The 18934-nt window shown below is 59.4% G+C and carries 19 protein-coding genes; 5 read left to right on the plus strand and 14 right to left on the minus strand.

All coding sequences use genetic code 11. The annotated features are described in order from the left end of the window. Positions 1–27 precede the first annotated feature (27 nt). The 7 genes from EOI86_RS10495 to rocF all read right to left on the minus strand — a co-directional run bounded on the left by EOI86_RS10495 (position 28) and on the right by rocF (position 6480). Positions 28–480, minus strand: coding sequence for a hypothetical protein (locus EOI86_RS10495; protein WP_127765000.1), 453 nt, complete (start codon positions 478–480; stop codon positions 28–30). A 57-nt stretch (positions 481–537) separates the two neighbouring features. Next, positions 538–1194, minus strand: a complete 657-nt coding sequence (locus tag EOI86_RS10500) for an isopropylmalate isomerase (RefSeq protein WP_127765001.1) — start codon at positions 1192–1194, stop codon at positions 538–540. 132 nt (positions 1195–1326) lie between these two features. Then, positions 1327–2484 (minus strand): mandelate racemase/muconate lactonizing enzyme family protein, encoded by a 1158-nt coding sequence (locus tag EOI86_RS10505; RefSeq protein ID WP_127765002.1) that lies wholly within the window; start codon positions 2482–2484, stop codon positions 1327–1329. A gap of 56 nt (positions 2485–2540) precedes the next feature. Beyond that, the gene (locus tag EOI86_RS10510; protein ID WP_127765003.1) at positions 2541–3791 is read right to left on the minus strand and encodes an NAD(P)/FAD-dependent oxidoreductase; all 1251 of its coding nucleotides are present in this window, start codon (positions 3789–3791) and stop codon (positions 2541–2543) included. After that, positions 3791–4114, minus strand: a complete 324-nt coding sequence (locus EOI86_RS10515) for a 2Fe-2S iron-sulfur cluster-binding protein (RefSeq protein WP_127765004.1) — start codon at positions 4112–4114, stop codon at positions 3791–3793. The genes EOI86_RS10510 and EOI86_RS10515 overlap by 1 nt, the downstream gene beginning before the upstream one ends. A 115-nt stretch (positions 4115–4229) precedes the next feature. Then, a complete protein-coding gene (gene rocD, locus EOI86_RS10520) occupies positions 4230–5462 on the minus strand; it encodes an ornithine--oxo-acid transaminase (RefSeq protein WP_127765005.1) in 1233 nt (410 codons plus the stop codon). A gap of 43 nt (positions 5463–5505) precedes the next feature. After that, positions 5506–6480 (minus strand): arginase, encoded by a 975-nt coding sequence (gene rocF / locus EOI86_RS10525; RefSeq protein WP_240035612.1) that lies wholly within the window; start codon positions 6478–6480, stop codon positions 5506–5508. A 126-nt stretch (positions 6481–6606) separates the two neighbouring features. Between rocF and EOI86_RS10530 the strand changes: the two genes are divergently transcribed. From EOI86_RS10530 to EOI86_RS10540, 3 genes are all read left to right on the plus strand, one after another. Next, complete coding sequence (locus EOI86_RS10530) at positions 6607–7029, plus strand: Lrp/AsnC family transcriptional regulator (protein WP_127765006.1); 423 nt, start codon at positions 6607–6609, stop codon at positions 7027–7029. Between the two features lie 121 nt (positions 7030–7150). Further along, positions 7151–8461: a serine hydroxymethyltransferase gene (locus EOI86_RS10535; protein ID WP_127765222.1), complete on the plus strand. Its 1311-nt coding sequence runs from the start codon at positions 7151–7153 to the stop codon at positions 8459–8461. An 80-nt stretch (positions 8462–8541) separates the two neighbouring features. Beyond that, on the plus strand, positions 8542–8991 hold the full coding sequence (locus EOI86_RS10540) for a hypothetical protein (protein WP_127765007.1): 450 nt from the start codon (positions 8542–8544) through the stop codon (positions 8989–8991). A 12-nt stretch (positions 8992–9003) separates the two neighbouring features. Here EOI86_RS10540 and EOI86_RS10545 read toward each other — a convergent pair whose 3' ends face one another. The 6 genes from EOI86_RS10545 to EOI86_RS10570 form a co-directional block, all read right to left on the minus strand. Further along, complete coding sequence (locus EOI86_RS10545) at positions 9004–9795, minus strand: CE1 family esterase (protein ID WP_161973776.1); 792 nt, start codon at positions 9793–9795, stop codon at positions 9004–9006. A gap of 120 nt (positions 9796–9915) precedes the next feature. Next, positions 9916–10356, minus strand: a complete 441-nt coding sequence (locus tag EOI86_RS10550) for a YqaA family protein (protein ID WP_127765009.1) — start codon at positions 10354–10356, stop codon at positions 9916–9918. A 143-nt stretch (positions 10357–10499) separates the two neighbouring features. Next, positions 10500–10805: an AtuA-related protein gene (locus EOI86_RS10555; RefSeq protein WP_127765010.1), complete on the minus strand. Its 306-nt coding sequence runs from the start codon at positions 10803–10805 to the stop codon at positions 10500–10502. 1 nt (position 10806) lies between these two features. Beyond that, complete coding sequence (locus tag EOI86_RS10560; RefSeq protein WP_127765011.1) at positions 10807–12141, minus strand: acyclic terpene utilization AtuA family protein; 1335 nt, start codon at positions 12139–12141, stop codon at positions 10807–10809. Next, on the minus strand, positions 12138–13994 hold the full coding sequence (locus EOI86_RS10565; RefSeq protein WP_127765012.1) for a TRAP transporter permease: 1857 nt from the start codon (positions 13992–13994) through the stop codon (positions 12138–12140). The genes EOI86_RS10560 and EOI86_RS10565 overlap by 4 nt, the downstream gene beginning before the upstream one ends. 22 nt (positions 13995–14016) lie before the next feature. After that, positions 14017–14988 carry a TAXI family TRAP transporter solute-binding subunit gene (locus EOI86_RS10570; RefSeq protein ID WP_127765013.1) on the minus strand — a complete coding sequence of 324 codons (972 nt, stop codon included), beginning with the start codon at positions 14986–14988 and terminating at the stop codon, positions 14017–14019. A 97-nt stretch (positions 14989–15085) separates the two neighbouring features. Between EOI86_RS10570 and EOI86_RS10575 the strand changes: the two genes are divergently transcribed. Continuing rightward, positions 15086–16006 (plus strand): LysR family transcriptional regulator, encoded by a 921-nt coding sequence (locus EOI86_RS10575; protein WP_127765014.1) that lies wholly within the window; start codon positions 15086–15088, stop codon positions 16004–16006. A 263-nt stretch (positions 16007–16269) separates the two neighbouring features. Here the strand turns inward: EOI86_RS10575 and EOI86_RS10580 are convergent, their stop codons facing one another. Next, positions 16270–17685 carry a glutamine synthetase gene (locus tag EOI86_RS10580; RefSeq protein ID WP_127765015.1) on the minus strand — a complete coding sequence of 472 codons (1416 nt, stop codon included), beginning with the start codon at positions 17683–17685 and terminating at the stop codon, positions 16270–16272. Positions 17686–18037: 352 nt separating this feature from the next. On the opposite strand from EOI86_RS10580, the gene EOI86_RS10585 reads away from it, so the two are divergent. Further along, positions 18038–18802, plus strand: a complete 765-nt coding sequence (locus EOI86_RS10585) for a creatininase family protein (RefSeq protein WP_205032124.1) — start codon at positions 18038–18040, stop codon at positions 18800–18802. Positions 18803–18934: the final 132 nt, after the last annotated feature.

The raw sequence follows: 18934 nt of genomic DNA on the forward strand, positions 1-18934 counted from the left end.
GCGATTCACTCAAACAATTGGAACAGGTCAACTTCCGCGTTTTTCGTAGATGCCCTCGATCAGGACATCCACCAGGTTCTCCGACCCGATATTCTTGGCCACGATTTTTCTGAGGCGCCGCTTGATTGCCACAATGCTGATCGGTTGGTCGAGGGGCGCAGCCGAAAAATAGTCGTGAAGCGAAAGGTAGGTTTCTTCCTTAATACGGGGCATGACCTGAAGCGCAAATTCTTTTCCACCCTGATCAGTCACCTGGAGCGTGATCTTCAACAGGATGTATTTCTTGACGGCCCCTTGTCGGATTACGGGGATGGTCAGGGAATCGAGTTGAACCAGTTCCGGGTCCGGCGGTGGTGGTGGCGGCTCCGGTTCCGCCATCTGATCGGTCGCATCTTTCAACACAAACCAATAATAAGCGGCGCCGCCGGCGGTACCGACGAGCAACAATATGGGGATGATGATCAGTAGAAGCTTTTTCATATGCACGCGCCGTTAAAGGTGACGCTTACCATACCCGGCCAATGCCCGAAACCGCCGTCACTGGGAATACCCGCTCCCAGGCGACTCGTTCTCCTGCTTGCTCCAATCGATATAGACCGCTTCCCGTTTGTTCTTTTTTCCCCTCGGCAGCCACAACGCCCCAAGGATAACCAGGGTGATCCCACCGAGTTCCAAGATCCAGTTCACTTTGACATCGTTGATCGTGGTCTGGATGACGACATCGAAATGGTGGAACCCAACCGCCCTGACCAAAATGAACAGCACGACCAGGAAGACGCCAAGAATGGCCAGCCAGTTGGTCAGCACGATGCGCCGTAACCCAATGCCCAGAACCACGAAAGCCGCGAAGGTCACGCCCATCAAACCGTAGATGAAATGCCGCTGGAACTCGCGTCGTTCGTCATACCAGCCGTTGATCTTCGAATAGCAACGGCCGACCGCCGTCATGAAGGATTGCAGGTCCAACTGCTTGTTCACGCAAAGGAACAGGAAAAGCAGGGTGACTGAAATCCAGAAGAAGCGCTGCAGAGCGACGGTATCGTCGGAATAGATGCGTGGCGCCTTCAACACCGCGCGAAACGCCAGCAGTGCCGCCACCGCATAGGCGACGACCGTGACCCAGCCCATCACCGTCGGATCGCCGATCTTCGGCGACCAGCGCGCGAAGGTGCAGGCTTCAATTTCGTCAAACATGAACCCGACTCGTCTTTGCCCGGCTGGCGCCAGGACTTCCCCCCAAAGACCTAACCGGCCCCAATTTCCGGTAGTATGGTGCGCGCGTTTCGGGTCAAAGGCAATCTTGTAAAAGGAACCGTAGAAGGCCGGTCAGGCAACCCTGTAGCGTTCCGCCGCGTCCCAATTCACGGTGACCCCAAGGCCCGGACGCATCGGCGGTTTGGCCTTGCCGTCCTGTCGTTTGACCTGCCCGAAAATATCCAGCGGCTCTTCGAGAATCTCGTCGCGGAAATGGCTGACGGTCGAATCGAATTCCAACATCGGTGTCTGCGGGAACAGGCCGCCCGGCAAATCCTGTTGGGCGCAAAGCAGGTGGAGGGTCATCGCCACAGACACATCCGACCCCCAGCAATGGTTCATGCAGGGAATGAAATGCGTGTGCGCCAGGGCAAGCACATTCAGGTATTCCGTAATCCCGCCCAATCCGCAGACTTCCGGCTGCACGATATCGACGCAGCGATTTTCGATCAGATCACGAAAGCCCCAGCGGGTGAATTCCGCCTCACCGCCTGAAACAGGTGTTTTCAACGATTGGCAAAGGTCGCGATACCCCTGGTGGTCCTCGTTCGCGACCGGTTCTTCGAACCAATCGATTTCCATCTCGTCCATTGCGGCCCCGACATACATCGCGTCCTTGAAGACATAAGCGTGGTTCGCATCGACGCCGAGGCCCATTTCGTCGGGGATCGCATTGCGAACGGCCTGGATCAGTTTCACGTCCTTCTTAGGCCCCATGCCGATTTTCATCTTGGTACATTTGAAGCCCATTTCGGCAATGGCGGCGGCTTCTTCGGCAAAGGAGGATTCCAGGTCCTCCTCCTCCCGCAACATCATGCCGTAACCGTAGACGGTGACGTCGTCCCGGCACGGGCCGCCCAGCAGTTTCACCAAGGGCAAGCCGGTCGCCTGCCCGGCGATGTCCCACAGCGCAATATCCACCGCGGACTGGGCTTGCAGCGGCATGCCTTTCTGCCCGTGGTCCCGCAATGCGTTATAGACCTTGTGCCAGAGGTACTGTCGAGCAATCGGATCTTCCCCCAGCAACAGGGGCTGGATTACCTGTTCGACGATCGCCTTATTACCGAGCGCGACATTCCCCGCCCCAAAACATTCACCAACGCCGACAAGCCCCTCATCGGTTTCCACCCGCACCAAATGGCACGACCGCCGGGTGAACCAAGCCTGGCTATAGCCCATCTTGGGCATATCGTGGCCATAGATCCGGCTTTCGATTTTTGTGATTTTCACCTTTCCGCCTCCCGCTCGTTCTTATTGTTCGGGCCGCGGAACGTGTTCCGGAAGCCCTAGCCGCCCTTGCGCGCCGCCTTGACCAATTCCTTCAGGGCCAGTCCCTCGTCAGCCGCTTCGGCTTGCGACAGGGCATAGCCCGCGTCGAGAAGGCGCCGGCTGGCAATATGATTGGCCGGCTGGTTCACCGTATCGGTGCCCAGCCACGTGTCGCCCTTGAAGTAGAATACCGAGAATTCGCCGGCAGCAACATCGCCACGGATGACTTCCGTGTCGTAGCCGACCGTGATGCCGGTCATCTGCAGTTTCAGATCGAATTGATCGGACCAGAACCAGGGCGCGGAATCATAGGGCTTCTTTTCACCCGAGACGGTCGCCCCGGCGGTGCGTGCTTGATCGGTCGCGTTCTGAACGGATTCAAGCCGCAGCGATCCGTCATAGAAACGTCCTTCGAACTGGGCGCAATCACCCACCGCAAGAATGTCCGGATCGCTGGTTTGCGTATTTTCGTCGACGATGATGCCATTGGCGCAATCAACGCCAGCCTCTTCCGCAATCTCCTGGTTCGGCAAAACACCGATGCCGACAATCACCATATCCGCCGGCAGGGTTTCGCCGCCGCTCAAGATGACACCGGTTACTTGGCCGTTTTCGCCCTCCAAGCGTTCGACACCCGTCGACAGGCGCACATCCACGCCTTGGCTTCTGTGGTGGTCTGCATAGAAGGTGCTGACCGTCTTCCCCACACCACGCGTCATCAGGCGGTCGGCAAGTTCGACCACAGCCACATCTCGCCCCATCGTCTTCAAGGCGGCAGCGCCTTCCAGGCCGATGAACCCACCGCCGATCACGACGACCGACTTCACCCGGTCGAGTTCGGCCAGCATGGCATCGATATCCGCCAGGGTGCGAATATAGTGCACACCGACAAGGTCAGAACCCGGCACGGTCAAGGGGCGAACCCGCGTCCCCGTCGCGATCACAAGCTTTCGGTAGGAAAGAACGGTGCCATTGTCGCATGTAACCGTATGCGCCGCGCGGTCGATGGCCGTGGCGCTGACGCCGAGGCGCAGATCGATGCCCTGTTCTTCATAGAAAGCAGCGGGACGGAACAACAAAGCCTCGCGTGGCTGCTTGCCCATCAGATAGGCCTTGGAAAGCGGCGGGCGCTGATACGGCAATTCCCGCTCGTCGCTCAAAACCGTGACCGGCCCTTCGAAACCGGCCGCGCGCGCCGCGATCGCAACCTGATGTCCGGCATGAGAACCGCCGATAACGACAAGGCCTGCTGCTTCGTCGGTCGCCATCAGATCTGTGACTCCGGCAATTCAACAACGATGCCGTCGAGCGCGTCGCTCATTTCGATCTGGCAGCTCAACCGGCTGTTAGGCTTCCGTTCGGATGCCGTGTCGTCGAGCATTTCGTCTTCCAGGACTTGCACCTTGGGAAGCTTGTCGAGCCATGCTTCGTCCACATAAACATGGCAGGTCGCGCACATGCAGGACCCGCCGCATTCCGCTTCGATGCCTTCGACCCCGCCGGTCAACGCCCCCAGCATCAAACTGGTTCCGGCCCGAACTTCCAACGTCTCTTCGGAACCGTCGTGCTGTCTGTAGGTAACTTTGGGCATCGCCTCATCCCCCGATCAAAGAAAGCTTGTTCGGTTCGCTATCAAATCACGGCGTGAAGGGCAATTACTCCGTGACATATCCCGGAAGGAAAGCCTCCCCGAAACGGCTTTGTGTTCAGTCGAGCGCGGTCAAAACGGAATCGAACTGCTCCAGGCACCAATCCGTCTGATCGTGGTCGATCACCAGTGGCGGCGCAATGCGGATGGAATGCTCGTGCGTGTCCTTGCACAGAATGCCTTTTTGCTTCAGCGCCTCGCAATAGCGCCGGGCGCCGCCCGCGGATGGATCCAGTTCCACCGCGATCATCAGCCCGCGCCCACGCACCTCTCGCACCGCGTTGGCGCGGATGTTTTCCAGCCCGTCTTTCAGATAGGCACCCTGTTCGGCGGAATTTTCGATCATCCCCTCTTCGACCAACACCCGCATCGCGGTGCGCGCGATGGCGCAGGCCAACGGATTCCCGCCGAAGGTGGAGCCATGTTGCCCCGGCTGCAGCACGCCCAGGACGTCGCTGTTCGAAAGCACGGCCGATACCGGATAGAAACCACCGGACAGCGCTTTCCCGACGAGGGTCACATCGGCGACGATGCCTTCGTGCTCTTCCGCCAACAGCCTGCCGGTCCGTCCCAGGCCAGTTTGAATTTCGTCCAGGATCAAGGTGATGTTCCGCGCGGTGCAGACCTCCCGCACTTCCTTCATGTAACCATCCGGCGGAATGATTACGCCGGCCTCGCCCTGGATCGGCTCAACCAAAAAGGCCACCGTGTTCTCGGTGATCGTGGATTTGAAGGCGTCGATATTCCCGAATTCGGCAACCTTGAATCCCGGCGCGAAAGGACCGAAACCGCCTCGCGCCACCGGGTCGGTGGAAAAGCCGACGACGCCGAGGGTCCGGCCGTGGAAATTGTTGGAACAGACGATGATCTCCGCCTTGTCCTCCGGCACGCCTTTTACCTCATAGCCCCATTTCCGCACGGCCTTGATGGCGCTCTCCACGGCCTCGGCCCCGGAATTCATCGGTAGGACTTTATGTGAACCCGTCAGTTCGGCGATTTCCTCGTAGAACGGCGCAAGCTGATCGTTGCGGAAGGCGCGCGAGGTCAGCGTCAGTTTACCCGCCTGTTCGATCATGGTTTCCAAAATCTTTGGGTGACAATGGCCCTGGTTCACGGCCGAGTATGCCGACAGGCAATCGAGATAGCGGTTGCCGTCCACATCCCAAAGGTACACGCCCTCGCCCCGGCTAAGCACGACGTCTATCGGCTTATAATTATGCGCGCCGAGAAGGCGTTCGGTGCGGATCAGTTCGTCGGCAACGCCGAATTGATCGGTGGCTGCGGATGGCATGGTTCTCTCCTGTACGAAACGGTTGGGTCGGCTGACGTCTCGGTCAAACGCCAGAATTCCAGTCCGGGCCCTGCATGCGGTTAACGTCCTGCGGTGCGCGGTCGATGATCTTTTTGCCAAACAAGCTGGTAACCAGATCGACCAGCAGCAGCGAGGTCTTGCCCCGTTCGTCAAGAAACGGGTTCAGTTCCGCCAGGTCCATGGAGGTGACGAGTTCCGAATCGCTCAGCATCTCCATGATCAGATGGGCTTCGCGATAGGTCGCGCCGCCCGGCACGGTGGTCCCGACCGCGGGGGCAATCGATGGGTCCAGGAAATCGACGTCCAGACTGACATGCAGCATCGCGTTCCGGCGTTTCACGTCTTCCAGAATGCCACCGACCAAGTGGGAGACGCCCTTTTCATCGATCAGCCGCATATCCATCACCGATACGCCGCGGCGCGCCAGCAACTGCCGTTCGATCCGGTCGACGGATCGGATCCCGAACAGCTGGAAGTCAGCCGGCATCACGCCGACACGGTCCATGCCTTCGAAAATGAAATCCATCCCCGGCTCGCCGCAAAGGCCCGCTACCGGCATGCCGTGGATATTGCCGCTGGGCGTCGTTTCCGGGGTGTTGTAATCGGAATGAGCGTCGAGCCACAGAACGATCAGATCCCGTTCCTGGTCCCTGGCCCGGCGGGCCATGGCATTGATCGTTCCCAACGCCATGCTGTGATCGCCGCCCATGAAGATGGGAAAGCGCTTGCCCTGCGAAACCTCAAAGGCTTTTGCATCCGCCGCCTTGGCCCAGGCCGCGACTTCCATGGTTCGGTCGGATTGCGGGGCAATAGAGACATCGCCCGCATCTTCTACCGTGTGCCCTTGCTCCATGAGCGCTTCCGCCAATCCGGCGGTCCGCAGGGCCGAAGGCCCCATCGAGCATCCCCGCAATTGGGTCCCAGACTGAATGGGCAGGCCGAGCAAAACGATTTCCGACACGCTTTGCGCTGGCATGTCCTGCATTGGCGCCGTCATAACGATTCCTTTCAACAAAACTGATAACCCATTTGTACGACAGGCAGATGGCGGCATATAGTCGGATATCTGATCTTTTTCGTAACTAAATTTATCATTTTGATAGGTTCCATTGAGCAAACTGACATGGATAATCTGGACAACGATCTGATTTCGCTTCTGCGCGCGGATGCCCGCAGCCCTGTTTCCAGCCTGGCGCAACGGTTGAACGTGTCCCGCGCAACGGTGAAGGCGCGGATCGACCGGTTGGTTGAAGCCGGCATCATCCAGGGCTTCACCATCACCACCGGCACGGAGGCCCCAAGCGGCGTGCGCTCCATCATGATGGTCGAGGTCGAAGGCAAGGCGGCCGAAACCGTGCTGCGCCGCCTGCGCGGCATCCCGGAGGTTCGTACACTCTATGCGACGAACGGGCGCTGGGACATCGTCGCCGAACTGGAAACCGCCAATCTTGGCGATTTCGACGAAGTCTTGCGTCGCATCCGCCTGATCGACGGCATCGCCGCGACGGAGACCAGCATTCTGCTCGCCGCGCATAAACGAACTTGACCCGAACACATCAAAGTCTCCGGCACGACGAATATTCCGGTTGGGGCGGATGCGTCGCTGCGTGTAGTCTGCGGCGCAATCCATCAGTTAAGACTTTCGAACAGGACAAGCCCCCGTGACCATGCTGACGCGCCGCGACTGGGTTCCGGCAGAAACCGAAGACTTCGTGATGGCGGTGGCGGCGGAAGCAGCCGCACGCGATGCCGACGCTCAGGAGGCCGAAATTGATCGGTTGATCAATTGGAACCGGCAAATCCACGAACGCGACTGCATCAACCTGAACCCGGCCACCAATGTCATGAACCCGAAGGCGGAGGCGGTGCTTTCATCGGGCTTAGGATCCCGTCCCTCCCTGGGCTATCCGGGCGACAAATACGAGATGGGTTTGGAGGCGATTGAACGGATTGAAGTCATCGCCGCCGAATTGGCCGCGGAAGTCTTCAATGCCAAATATGCGGAAATTCGCGTCGCCTCCGGCGCGCTGTCGAACCTCTATGCTTTCATGGCTACCTGCAAACCGGGCGATAGCATCATTGCCCCCGCCGCCGCCATCGGTGGACATGTTACCCATCACGAGGCCGGCGCGGCGGGGCTGTATGGTTTAAAAATCCACCCCGCGCCTGTCGACCCGACGCGCTATACCGTGGACCTGGATGCGCTTCGGGAAATGGCACAGCAGGTTCGCCCAAAGCTGATCACCATCGGCGGCAGCCTGAATTTGCGCCCGCACCCAGTCGCGGAGATCCGCGCAATCTGCGACGAGGTCGGCGCGCATCTTCTATTCGACGCAGCGCATCTCTGCGGCATGATCGCCGGCGGGAGCTGGCCGAATCCGCTGGACGAAGGCGCCCATCTGATGACGATGAGCACCTATAAAAGTCTAGGCGGACCGGCCGGCGGACTGATCGTGACGAATGATGCAGGTTTGGCCGAGCGCCTCGACGCCATCGCCTTTCCCGGCCTGACCGCGAATTTCGATGCCGCGAAATCAGCCGCCCTGGCCCTGACCATGCTGGATTGGAAGCAACATGGCGCGGCCTATGCCAAGGCGATGGTCGAGACGGCGGGCGCCCTCGCCACCGCCTTGCAGAAACGCGGCCTGCCTGTTTTCGGAACGGGGAATGAAGTGACGACATCCCATCAATTCGCCATCGAAGCGGCACGCTATGGCGGTGGACAAGCCGCGGCGAAGAAGCTGCGCCAGGCGAATATTCTGACGTGCGGGATCGGCCTGCCCATCGCCCCGGTCCCCGGCGATATGAATGGGTTGCGTCTGGGCACGCCTGAAATCGTACGCTGGGGCATGACGGTCGCGGATATGGAACCGCTGGCCGATCTGATCGTCAGCGGCCTGGAAGATCCAGAATCTACCATCGACAAGGCGATCGCCTTCCGGCGCCGGTTCCAGACCATTCATTTCATTAGAAAATAACCGAAAACCCTCGGGTCAGCCTTTGCCAGGCGTCATAAATCAGTATCCTGTGCACAGGGACATCGTGGCGGAATGTTTAGATGAATCATCAGCAGGTTTTGAAATCGGCGCTGGCGGGGCTGCCAGCAGAAAAGGCCGGCTATTTCATCGAGCTTGGGAGTTTCATCGACGAAACAGCCGCCTTCGAGGACTACAAACACTGGATGTTCCTGCTGCTGGCCAAGGGCTGCGAGTTGATTCCGCCGGTGCTCGAAAAACAGATGATGGCGGCGGAGCTATCGAAATTCGTCACCCAGCGGATGATGCGCATTCAGCAGGCGGCCTATAGCCGGGAATACATACTGAACAACGGTGCCCCCATTACGGAGCTTGCGACCGAATTCGCCAGCATGGTCTCGGAAACCGCTTTGCAGGCCTATAAGGAAGGCAAACTGAAAAGCGATGAGCCGGAGGTTCTTGTCTATCGCTGGCCCTTCAACAATGTGGACGAATTTCCATACGAAGACCTAGATGAGATGGACGACGACTGACCGCAAAGCGGATCAGTTCGACAAACCCGTCATCCAATCATATCCCTGCGCCACCCATTCGCCGGGAATACTGTGCCCACCGGGATGAGTGCATAGTTGCAACTCCCGCCCCGACCCACAGTCGGACCAAATATCGCATTGATATTTCGGCAGAGAGATCGATCCGTCAGGCTTGGCCCCGCAGCCATCCAGCTTCCGCAAAAACGTCATGCCGTCGGTGATCGGCATTGAGTTATATCGCCCGATCCTGTCATAGGCGACGACCTTGTCCGACAGACCATGAATATGCCGCATATTCACCGGGCCCGAGGGGCAGTCCTCAGGCATCGACGACCAGAAGCCTCCTGCGATAGGCAGATAGGCGGTGAATAAATCGCCCGTATAGCAGGCCACATTCCACACCATGCTGGCCCCGCGTGAGAACCCCGCAGCCAAAGTCCGGCGATCATCGACCGGCCAGCGCTTGGCTACATCGGCCATGACCGCGCGGATGAAGGCGGCTTCATCCCGCCCCTCCTCAGCTCGGCCGGCGCCCATCTGCCGCCAGTATCCTATCCGCGCATAGGGCGCGACGAAAAGCGCGCCACGGTCCAGCACCGGTTTCACCATCGACCGGTTATGGAAAGTCCCTTCCGGCGAGGCGTTCCAGCCGTGAAAAAAGACGACCAAGGGCAATAAGGCTTTTCTATCCCAATCGGGTGGTGCCTCGGCCAGGTAGTAGCCACCAGGTACTGTGCATTTGCCGCCCGCGCCACAAACCGGTTCAGCCGCTGAAACGGCGAACGGAACCATAAATACCGTCATGAACCAACAGAACAACAAAGCGCGCATTGGGGTACTTTCGCAGGAATATGGGAATTCATTGTGCGCCGTCACGGTCCTGACCGTGAAGTCAAAGCCCCGTGAAGATGGCGAGCGCTTGGGCTAAAGCTGGATCAATCCCGCGGTCACGGCGGCCAGGAAGACATACCGGCCGAACTTCGCGATGGTAACTAGGATGACGAAATCCAGCAGCCTTTCGCGCATCACACCGGCGACGATGGTCAGCGGATCGCCGATGAAAGGCGCCCAGCTTAACAGCAGCGACCACTTGCCATAGCGATGATACCAGCGTTGGGCACGGTCCAGCGCCTTGCCGCCGGCGGGAAACCATTTCCGGTCACGGAAGCGTTCGATCCAGCGTCCCAGGAACCAGTTCACCACCGCGCCAAGCGTGTTCCCCACCCCAGCGACCAAGACCAGCATCCAGGCAGGATAGTCGGCAATCTGCATGCCGACGAAGACGATTTCGGATTGAATAGGCAAAATCGTCGCGGCCCCGAATGCCGACAGGAACAGACCGCCATACGCCAACACTTCATCCATGACGCAGGCTTCCCATTCCACAGTGCCTCGAAGGCGGCGACGCTACAGTTCCGCCATGCAACGCGCAAGGGAACCGGAAGCAGGCCGGCAGCCCCCTTTCCGTCAAGACGAGGAAACTTCCAATACCGCCGGACGGTATACCGTCAGCCGTCTATCTCCATGTCCAGGATGGTCGATCCCAATGCCTTGCCATGCGCATCCAGGGCAAGCGACCGGGTGACGCCGCCGGCAAGCGCACCGCGCAGCACGAAGTTCAGGGCGTGAAGCTGGGGCAGTTCATAACGCACCACATTGCCGCCCATGGCCGGGCCAAAATGGGCCGCGACGCGCTCGGCGGTCACTTCACTCTGGATCAGCGGCCAATCTTCCGCGCGATAGGCGATGACGGAGATATTGCAGGTATCCCCTTTATCCCCGGTGCGGGAATGGGCGATGTCTCGCAGCCGCATCTCAGCTCTCCAAAATCGTCACGGTTTGGGAAACCAGATCTTCCGGGACGAAGGTCGAGGCGATGCCCACGACCTCCCGCGCCTGTTTCGTGACCCCGCCGCCACCGTAGGGGCCGTTGAGGTAGAGGCTCTCCACCTCCTCCCCTATCCTGATAGCATCGTCTTTCGTCTCACAACGCGCGGCGAAACGCATCCGCACCTCGCGCGGAGGCGCTTGCGATACCGCGCCGGGAAGAACGGAATTGACGCCGATAAGCTCGCCCCGACTTTCCACCACCGAGGGCCCCAGTTCCGCCAAACGCTGCTCGACAAGTTGAAGGGCGAGGCGGCCGCGTTCTTCCGCGCCCGGCCCGGCATAGGAGATCTGGCCCTCCCCGATCCAGCCATCCACATAGCCGACCGAGACTTTCAGCAAGCCGGTGCGTGCACGCCCATCGGCACCGTCGACCGCAACCCGGTCCGGCCCTTCCTGATGGAATGTCACACCTGAAAAATCAGCGATGACGTCCGGCTGGAAATAGGCGGATGGATCGTGAACTTCGTAGAGCAGTTGTTCTGTGCAGGTCGCTGTCGAGACGATGCCGCCGCTGCCGTCGACCTTGGTCACGATAGCACTGCCGTCGGCCTGGACCTCAGCTAGGGGATAGCCGATATGCAGCATGTCCGGTACGTCCTTCATGCCGGGATCGGCGAAATAACCGCCGGTCACCTGTGCCGCGCATTCCAGCAAATGTCCCACAAGCGTCCCCCGCCCCAGCGCAGACCAATCGTCGCGCGCCCAGTCGAATTCATGGACCAGCGGTGCCAGGAAAAGAACCGGGTCCGCCGCACGGCCGGTGATGACGATATCCGCGTCCTTGGCCAATGCATCGACGATGCCGTCGAGGCCCGTATACGCGTTGGCGGAAACGATCTTATTGCCAAGGTCCGAGACTGGGCGTCCGCTTTCGTCCAGCGTGTAGTCGCCGGCCAGGATCAGGTCGAGAATATCGTCGCCCGTGACGGCAGCAATGCGCAGCCCTTTCATGCCCATCCCACGGGCAACCCGCCGGGCGGCCTCAGCGGCAGCCTTCGGATTGGCCGCGCCCATATTGGTGATGATCTTCGTTCCGTTGGCCCGCGCCGCCGGCAGAACAGCCTTCAGCCGCCGCTCCAGCATGCGGTCATAACCCGCTGAAGGGTCGCGCATTTTCTCTTGTTGGGAGAGCGCGATGGTGCGTTCGGCCAAACACTCGAAGGAGAGATAATCGAGCCCGCCCTTCTCCACCAATTCCACGGCGGGTTCTATGCGGTCACCCGCGAAACCGGCGCCGGATCCAATTCTTATTGTTTTCATTGCACCTGTCCGCTCTTGCGCCGTCCGATAAGGATGCCCCCGACAAGTATCGCGCCTGCCACGAAAGGACCGGCCGGGTTCGGCCAAATCGCCATCGCGATGGCCGCACCATACAACCCGATGTCCAGGAGTTTCACGCCACTCAATCGCGTTCCCGACAACAAGCCCGGCACGGAGACGACAAGAACCAATCCCGAAATAACGGCTTCCAGAATTGAGAGCATCCCACCCCGCATGGTCATTCCAGGATAAAGAAGCAGCGTGAACGGCACGATATAGGTTACCGCGCCCAACCGTACCGCTTCGATCGCGGCTGGCAACCAATCCGTCTTGGCGATTCCCGCGCCAACGAACACCGCCACACAAACCGGCGGCGTGATCACGGAGATGGTCGCGAAATAGAAGACGAACAAATGAGCGGCAAGCGGGTCGACCCCGACCGCGATCATCGCCGGTGCCAAGACCGCTGCGACGAGGACATAGGCGGCGGTCGTTGGAAGTCCCATTCCCATGACCAGGCAAACCAAACCGACGATCAACGAAACCAAGACAACGGAATCACCCGCAAGCGTGACGATGAGCGAGGAGAGCGTAACGCCGATACCGGTCATGTTGATCATGGAAACAAGAATTTGGGCACCGGCCAGAAGCACGCCGATAATGACCATGCCACGGCCCGCATCGGCCAGCCCTTCGACCACTTTCGATACCATGTCGCGCAGCGGCGTTTGCCCCGCATGGACAACGACGAAAGCCAACAGAAGACCGCATATGCCATAGAAGGCTGCGGTGGAGATGGACCGGCCCAGCCAAATCCCAATTCCCAAACCGCCAAGCGCGCAGAGCACGGGCAGTACGCGGCGCGGCTTAACGATGACGCTCCAAGCCGGCATCTCGTCTTCGGGCACCACCGCCAAGGAACGACGCTTGGCTATCATGTGGACGGTCACGAAGACCGACACATAGAAAAGGACCGCCGGGATTATGGCCGCCAAGATGATCGTGAGATAGGAGACGCCCAGGATCTCCGCCATCACGAAGGCGGCGGCCCCCATGATCGGCGGCGCGATCTGTCCCCCGGTGGACGCCACCGCCTCGACAGCCGCAGCAAAGGGTGCCGGATATCCAAGCCGCTTCATCATCGGGATTGTGAAATTTCCGGTCGTTGCCACATTCGCGACGGCGGAACCCGAGATCATGCCGAACAAACCGCTGGCAATGGTCGCAATCTTCGCCGCACCACCCGGCTGCCGGCCGCCAAGCCGCGTGGCAAGGTCCATGAAAGCCTGGCCCCCGCCTGTATGAAGCAGCAAAGCGCCGAAAAGGACGAAAGCGGCAATCACCGTTGCGGCGACGCCCGTCAGCATTCCCCAAACGCCCAGATCGCCCAAGAAGATCGTTTCCGTCACGAAGGCGACATCGAACCCACGGTGCTGAAGCGCACCGGGCAGATGGTTGCCAAACAGCGCGTAGGCAATGCCGGTCGAAACCAGAATGGGAAAGATCGGGCCGACGGTGCGCCGCCCAAGTTCCAGTACGGCAATCACCAACCCGGCGGTGAGCCAGATATCCACCGCCTCCGCCCACGGCAATGTCGTCATGATCTTATCGTAGTTCACAACGACATAGGCGCAGGCGGCCACCGTCGCGGCGGTCAACGAAAGATCGACAAGCGCACCCAAGGGACGCCATTTCCTGCCCGCCCCCAAGGGATAGAGCGCAAACCCAAGCGCCGTCGTCAAAGCGAGGAAGACGGCGCGCTGGATCAAGCCTTCAAAAGGACCGGTCGCGGCGGTGTAGAAAACGAAACACCCCACGAGAACGGCCAAGACCTGCTGGACTCGAAGAAACATGGACTTGGCCGCCCCGCTTAGATCAATTGGCCGGCTTCAGTTTGGCCGGAAGATCATATCCGTTTTCTTCGAACCACCGGGCCGCACCGGGATGCAGCGGCACCGTGCCGTATTGCAGCGTCAGTTCGGCAAGGTTCACGCCCTTAACGCTGGCCATGGCATTCCCCTGCGCGGATTTGTCTTCCATGATCGCTTTCACGATCTTGTAGGCATCCTCTTCCGACAGGTCGGGCCCGGCGGCAACGCCGACACCGAAACTCCAAGTCTTATAGGCCGGAACGCCATCGGCCGCGCCGGCGGGAATGTCCACAACGGAAATGTCCGGCATTTCAGAGGTCAGCGTCTTCGCCTGCGCATCGCTCAATCCCAAGATACGGATCGGGGTTTGCGTGGCGATATCCATCGTCGATGAATCGAGCTTCAATCCCGCGCCCGATTTCACATACCCGGCGACGCGGTTGTCCTTGATGGCACTGACGATATCGGTGGTGGATCCGCGTACATAGTCGGCGGAAAGGCCCAGGGTGTTGAAGACCGCTTCCGTCGTCGCTTCGGTCGCCGACCCTTTGATGCCGGGATTGAAGCGAACGCCGTTGAGCCCTTCCAGATTCTCGACCGATGCATCAGCGCGGGTCACGACATTTTGCGGCGCGCCGGTATAGACCCAAAGCAGAGACAGATTCTGCGGTTTGCCATCGAATTTCTTGGTTCCGGAGACGGCATGCTGAACCACGTTCGTGGTCACCAGACCCAGATCGATCTGCCCGCGCTCCATGCGCCGCATATTGTCCAGCGTCGCGCCCGTCTCAACGACCGTTGCGTTCAGGCCGTCGGCTTTCTCGTTGATCAATTGCCCCACGGCAACGAAGTAGCCGTAATGACTGGAAGACGCTGAGGTCGACCCGACAAGCAAGTTCTTGTCGGCGGCGGCGGCGGTGCCGGCAACGGAAAACGCCACGGTGGCGCCCAAGAGCGCCCGAGTAATGGAATTCATGATTTCCTCCCTATTTACGACCTGTAATCCAGGTTCATCCACTACGCTATCCCTGAAACTTTGTTGCTAGAATTTCATTTTTTTCTATTATTGTTGCATGAATCACAATTATCCCGATCTAAGAGACTGCCGCGCCTTCATGTCCGTCTACCGGCACCAGTCGTTTCGCCGTGCCGCGGAGGAGATCGGGCTGTCGCCATCCGCCTTGTCACGCCAGATCGTCGCCTTGGAAGAGACCGTTGGCGCGCGCCTCTTCAACCGGGATACCCGCAACGTCTTTCCCACGGATCAAGGAGACGCTTTCGCCACATTGGCCGAAAGGATGCTGAACGTTGCCGGTCTGGAGATGTCCGATTTCCAGGCCTATCTGTCCGCCCGTCATGGGCGGTTGGTTATTGCGGGGTTGCCGTCGGTGACAGCCGGTTTGCTGCCGCGTCTTTTAACCCACTTCAAAACCGCGCATCCCAATGTAGACGTCCGAGTCCTCGACGCGCTTTCAGACAGCGTCCTTCATGCCGTCGAAAACGGTGAGGCGGATATCGGGTTCACCGCCGCCACGGTCAGTCCGCGCAGCCGCCTGTCCTTCCTGCGCCTGCTGGAGGACCGTTTCATTGCCATCGGCACGCCCGATAGCGCATTGGCGGAAGATCGTCCCTATTCCTGGGAAGAAGTGGTGGAGATGCCTTTCATCGCCATGGCGGCGGGAACCAGCGTAAGGGAGTTGGTTGACTGGGCTTGTCAGCGCATCGGCCATCCGCTGGAACCGAAATACGAAGTGTCCCATCTAGCAACAGCCGGCGCTTTGGTAAGTGAGGGATTGGGCATCACCGCCCTGCCCCACCTGACCCTGCCGGTCCTCGGCAATTGGGGACTCATCCAGCGGCCAATCCTGGATTTTGGTACCGAACGGCGGATCGGTCTGATCTGGCGCGCGGGCCAGGTTCTGTCACCCAGCGCCAACGCTTTTCTGAATATCGTGCGGAGCAATCTTTCCGAAGGGCCCGCCCTGTCCCCGTGACGGCCGGCGGTTTGGCCGAAACAGCATGCCGCCCCGGGGACTTCAGGCTGGTTAGAAGATCAACGGCCGTCCGCGAACGGTCCCGGTCGTGAGGTATATGGGAAAGCGGGACCGTCCGTGGATTGCACGATGACCTTCTGCTCGAAAAACGTAGTTTTGCCTTTGGGCTTTACCCCCTTATGCAAACCACTTTTCCCGAACCGGCGCCATACGACACCGGCTAACGTTTCGTTGCGTCACGGGTAAAGTTGCCCAAACGTGGATTACAGGAACTCCAGCATGTCTTCCCGCTCTTCCGCATAGACCGTGTAGAAGCTGCGTTCCCATTCCTTCATCTTGAAATCCAGATAGATATCGCGGAACTCCTCGCCGAAGGTCGAGACAACCAGTGGATCGGTCTCGAACCCTTCCAGGGCTTCCAACAAGGTCCGCGGCAGTCGGCGGATGGTGCCGCCCTTTACCTTATGCACGCCCTTGGCCGACGCTTTGCCCAGGCTTTGGTATAGGTTCTGATTGAAGGGCCGGCCCGGATCCGCCTGCTTTGCAATGCCTTCCAGTCCGGCATTCAGGGACAAGGCGGCGGACAGGTAGAAATTCGCGGCCATATCCGGCGCACGGTTCTCGATGCAGGGGCGGCTCATCGGCAGGCGCAGCATGGCGGACCGGTTGTTGTCGCCATAACAGCGCAGCACCGGCGCCCAGCTCATATCCGGCATGGCACCCTGTGCCAGCAATCCTTTATACGAATTATGCGTCGGACAGGTGATTGCCGAAAGCGCTTGGGCGTGATCAAGCAGCCCCGAAACGAAATGGTAGCCAAGATCGGGGAAAGCGATGCCATGTTTTTCGGCCAAGGCGCCCGTCCCCACCGCATCGCGGTCGAACAGGTTTTCGCCTGTCTTCGCATCGGCAAGCGACATATTGAAATGCGCGCCAGACCTGAAATCGGTCGAAAAAGGTTTCGGCATGAAAGAGGCGACCATGCCATTCTGCTGCGCGATCGATTTCGCCATCAGGCGGAAGAACGTCACGCGATCGGCCATGGTAAGCACATCGGCATAGTCGAAATCGGTTTCGAATTGTCCCCTTCCGCCTTCGGCATCAAAGGAATAGACGCCCCAGCCAAGCTCGTTCATCGCCGCCACCAGCGGGTCCAGGAAGGACGCCGCCTGGATCGTCTGGTTCACGTCATAGGCCGGGCACGGTCCCTTGAAGGGCCGTTCCTGCACCGGCTCTATGCCCTGGTCGGTTTTGCGATAGACGTAAAATTCCGTCTCGACACCCAAGTTGAAGGCATAGCCTTGCTTTGCGGCTTCCGCGACCGCCTTTTTCAGGATGGTCCGGGAGCAGTTCGCATAGGGTTCACCATGATAGTAGAGATCGGCGGCAAACCAGGCGAAGCGTTTGTCCCAAGGCAGGACGGTCATGGTCGACAGGTCGGGAACGGCAGCGCACTCATCTTGTTCGGGGCCGATCAATCCCATGCCGTCCATCGCGCCGACGGTGAACAGTTCTGACCCTTTTGCCATCTTTTCGAACTTGTCGACCGGCACGGTCTTGGCTTTCGGAACGCCGTTCACATCGACATAGGCGGCGAAGCAATATTTGACGCCCAGCTCTTCCAGTTTCCGCTTGGTTTCGGCAATCAAGGCCGGGTCATTCACAGTCGCTTCACTCATTTGGTGTCCCCAAAAATGGTTCATAGGATTGTGGGCTATTCAGCAAGAAGAAGGCCATTTCCGGGGTGCCCGACCGCGATGATACCAAGCCTTTGATTTCCATGGGCCGGCACCTTGATCATGACTACCAGCGTAAATGTCTACTTTTTAATCATGGCTATTAATTAGGCATTCTGAAAAATGAATCAGTTCAAAGTTTAGGCAACCGACCCCCTGCATTAGGAAAAAACCAAACAGAATCAATTGGAACCGAGCTGGCATATCCATTGCTCTTCCTTATCCATCCGCAAGGGCGGATCGGACACGGGGCTATAGCTGCAATCCGCGTCCCGATACACTGTGAGGAGAGCGCATGCCGCGTTGGGATTTGATGACCAGCACCGAGATCGGCGCCGCCATCGCGTCGGGGATAGATCTCGCCATTCTGCCTGTGGGCGCAACGGAACAACACGGCCCCCATCTGGCCAGCGGATGCGACACGATTTCCGCTGAAACAATCGCCGTTTTGGCCTCCGAGAAAAGCGGCGCCTTGGTCCTACCCGGTATTCCCTACGGATGTTCACTGGGGCATACGGACAAATGGCCCGGCACATTGTCTCTGCATCCGATGACACTGACACAGGTCGTCCTGGAATGCTGCCGATGGCTGCAGAAGAACGGGATTCGGAAGGTCCTGCTGCTGTCCGGCCATGCCACCAACGACCCGCCCCTGCGCAGTGCGATCCTGCAATTGCGCTATGAACAGCCTGAATGCCAATACGCGACCATGGGGTTGTGGGAAATTTCAACCCGGGCGCGCGACCTTTATCTGCGCGACGGGGACGACATCCACGCCAATCGCGGCGAGACATCGGTTTTGATGCATTTGCGCCCGGAAATGGTCCGCATAGACAAGGCCGAAGACGTCGGCGACGTCACACCCGGCAAGGTCTTTTCCTACGCCATGCCGGCGACGACGCCCAACGGTGTCGTCGGGCGGCCCTCGGAATCCACAGCCGAAGACGGCGAAATGATGGTCCGCGCGATTGTGGAAGACCTGGAAGACTGGATTGAAAAGGCCCTGGCCGAAGGTTGGCCGGAAATACCCGACGCTTGCGGCCCCGTGGCCGCCGAATAGGCACGGACCCGGCAAGCACGGACAGAGATTGGTTTTGAAAAATGGCGCGCCATCAACAAGCGCCGGACGAACAGGGAAGTGGAACGGCCCATAGCCAAGTTTCACGCGGGGCTTAACCCGCGATTTGTGGAG

The organism is Hwanghaeella grinnelliae, from assembly GCF_004005845.1.
GTDB classification, from domain to species: domain Bacteria; phylum Pseudomonadota; class Alphaproteobacteria; order UBA8366; family Aestuariispiraceae; genus Hwanghaeella; species Hwanghaeella grinnelliae.

Excerpts from the sequence above, each read along its gene's own strand:
- EOI86_RS10495 (WP_127765000.1), bottom strand. The coding sequence starts at position 480 with ATGAAAAAGCTTCTACTGATCATCATCCCCATATTGTTGCTCGTCGGT.
- EOI86_RS10500 (WP_127765001.1), bottom strand. The coding sequence starts at position 1,194 with ATGTTTGACGAAATTGAAGCCTGCACCTTCGCGCGCTGGTCGCCGAAG.
- EOI86_RS10510 (WP_127765003.1), bottom strand. The coding sequence starts at position 3,791 with ATGGCGACCGACGAAGCAGCAGGCCTTGTCGTTATCGGCGGTTCTCAT.
- EOI86_RS10515 (WP_127765004.1), bottom strand. The coding sequence starts at position 4,114 with ATGCCCAAAGTTACCTACAGACAGCACGACGGTTCCGAAGAGACGTTG.
- rocD (WP_127765005.1), bottom strand. The coding sequence starts at position 5,462 with ATGCCATCCGCAGCCACCGATCAATTCGGCGTTGCCGACGAACTGATC.
- rocF (WP_240035612.1), bottom strand. The coding sequence starts at position 6,480 with ATGACGGCGCCAATGCAGGACATGCCAGCGCAAAGCGTGTCGGAAATC.
- EOI86_RS10530 (WP_127765006.1), top strand. The coding sequence starts at position 6,607 with ATGGATAATCTGGACAACGATCTGATTTCGCTTCTGCGCGCGGATGCC.
- EOI86_RS10535 (WP_127765222.1), top strand. The coding sequence starts at position 7,151 with ATGCTGACGCGCCGCGACTGGGTTCCGGCAGAAACCGAAGACTTCGTG.
- EOI86_RS10540 (WP_127765007.1), top strand. The coding sequence starts at position 8,542 with ATGAATCATCAGCAGGTTTTGAAATCGGCGCTGGCGGGGCTGCCAGCA.
- EOI86_RS10545 (WP_161973776.1), bottom strand. The coding sequence starts at position 9,795 with ATGACGGTATTTATGGTTCCGTTCGCCGTTTCAGCGGCTGAACCGGTT.
- EOI86_RS10550 (WP_127765009.1), bottom strand. The coding sequence starts at position 10,356 with ATGGATGAAGTGTTGGCGTATGGCGGTCTGTTCCTGTCGGCATTCGGG.
- EOI86_RS10555 (WP_127765010.1), bottom strand. The coding sequence starts at position 10,805 with ATGCGGCTGCGAGACATCGCCCATTCCCGCACCGGGGATAAAGGGGAT.
- EOI86_RS10560 (WP_127765011.1), bottom strand. The coding sequence starts at position 12,141 with ATGAAAACAATAAGAATTGGATCCGGCGCCGGTTTCGCGGGTGACCGC.
- EOI86_RS10565 (WP_127765012.1), bottom strand. The coding sequence starts at position 13,994 with ATGTTTCTTCGAGTCCAGCAGGTCTTGGCCGTTCTCGTGGGGTGTTTC.
- EOI86_RS10570 (WP_127765013.1), bottom strand. The coding sequence starts at position 14,988 with ATGAATTCCATTACTCGGGCGCTCTTGGGCGCCACCGTGGCGTTTTCC.
- EOI86_RS10575 (WP_127765014.1), top strand. The coding sequence starts at position 15,086 with ATGAATCACAATTATCCCGATCTAAGAGACTGCCGCGCCTTCATGTCC.
- EOI86_RS10580 (WP_127765015.1), bottom strand. The coding sequence starts at position 17,685 with ATGAGTGAAGCGACTGTGAATGACCCGGCCTTGATTGCCGAAACCAAG.
- EOI86_RS10585 (WP_205032124.1), top strand. The coding sequence starts at position 18,038 with ATGCCGCGTTGGGATTTGATGACCAGCACCGAGATCGGCGCCGCCATC.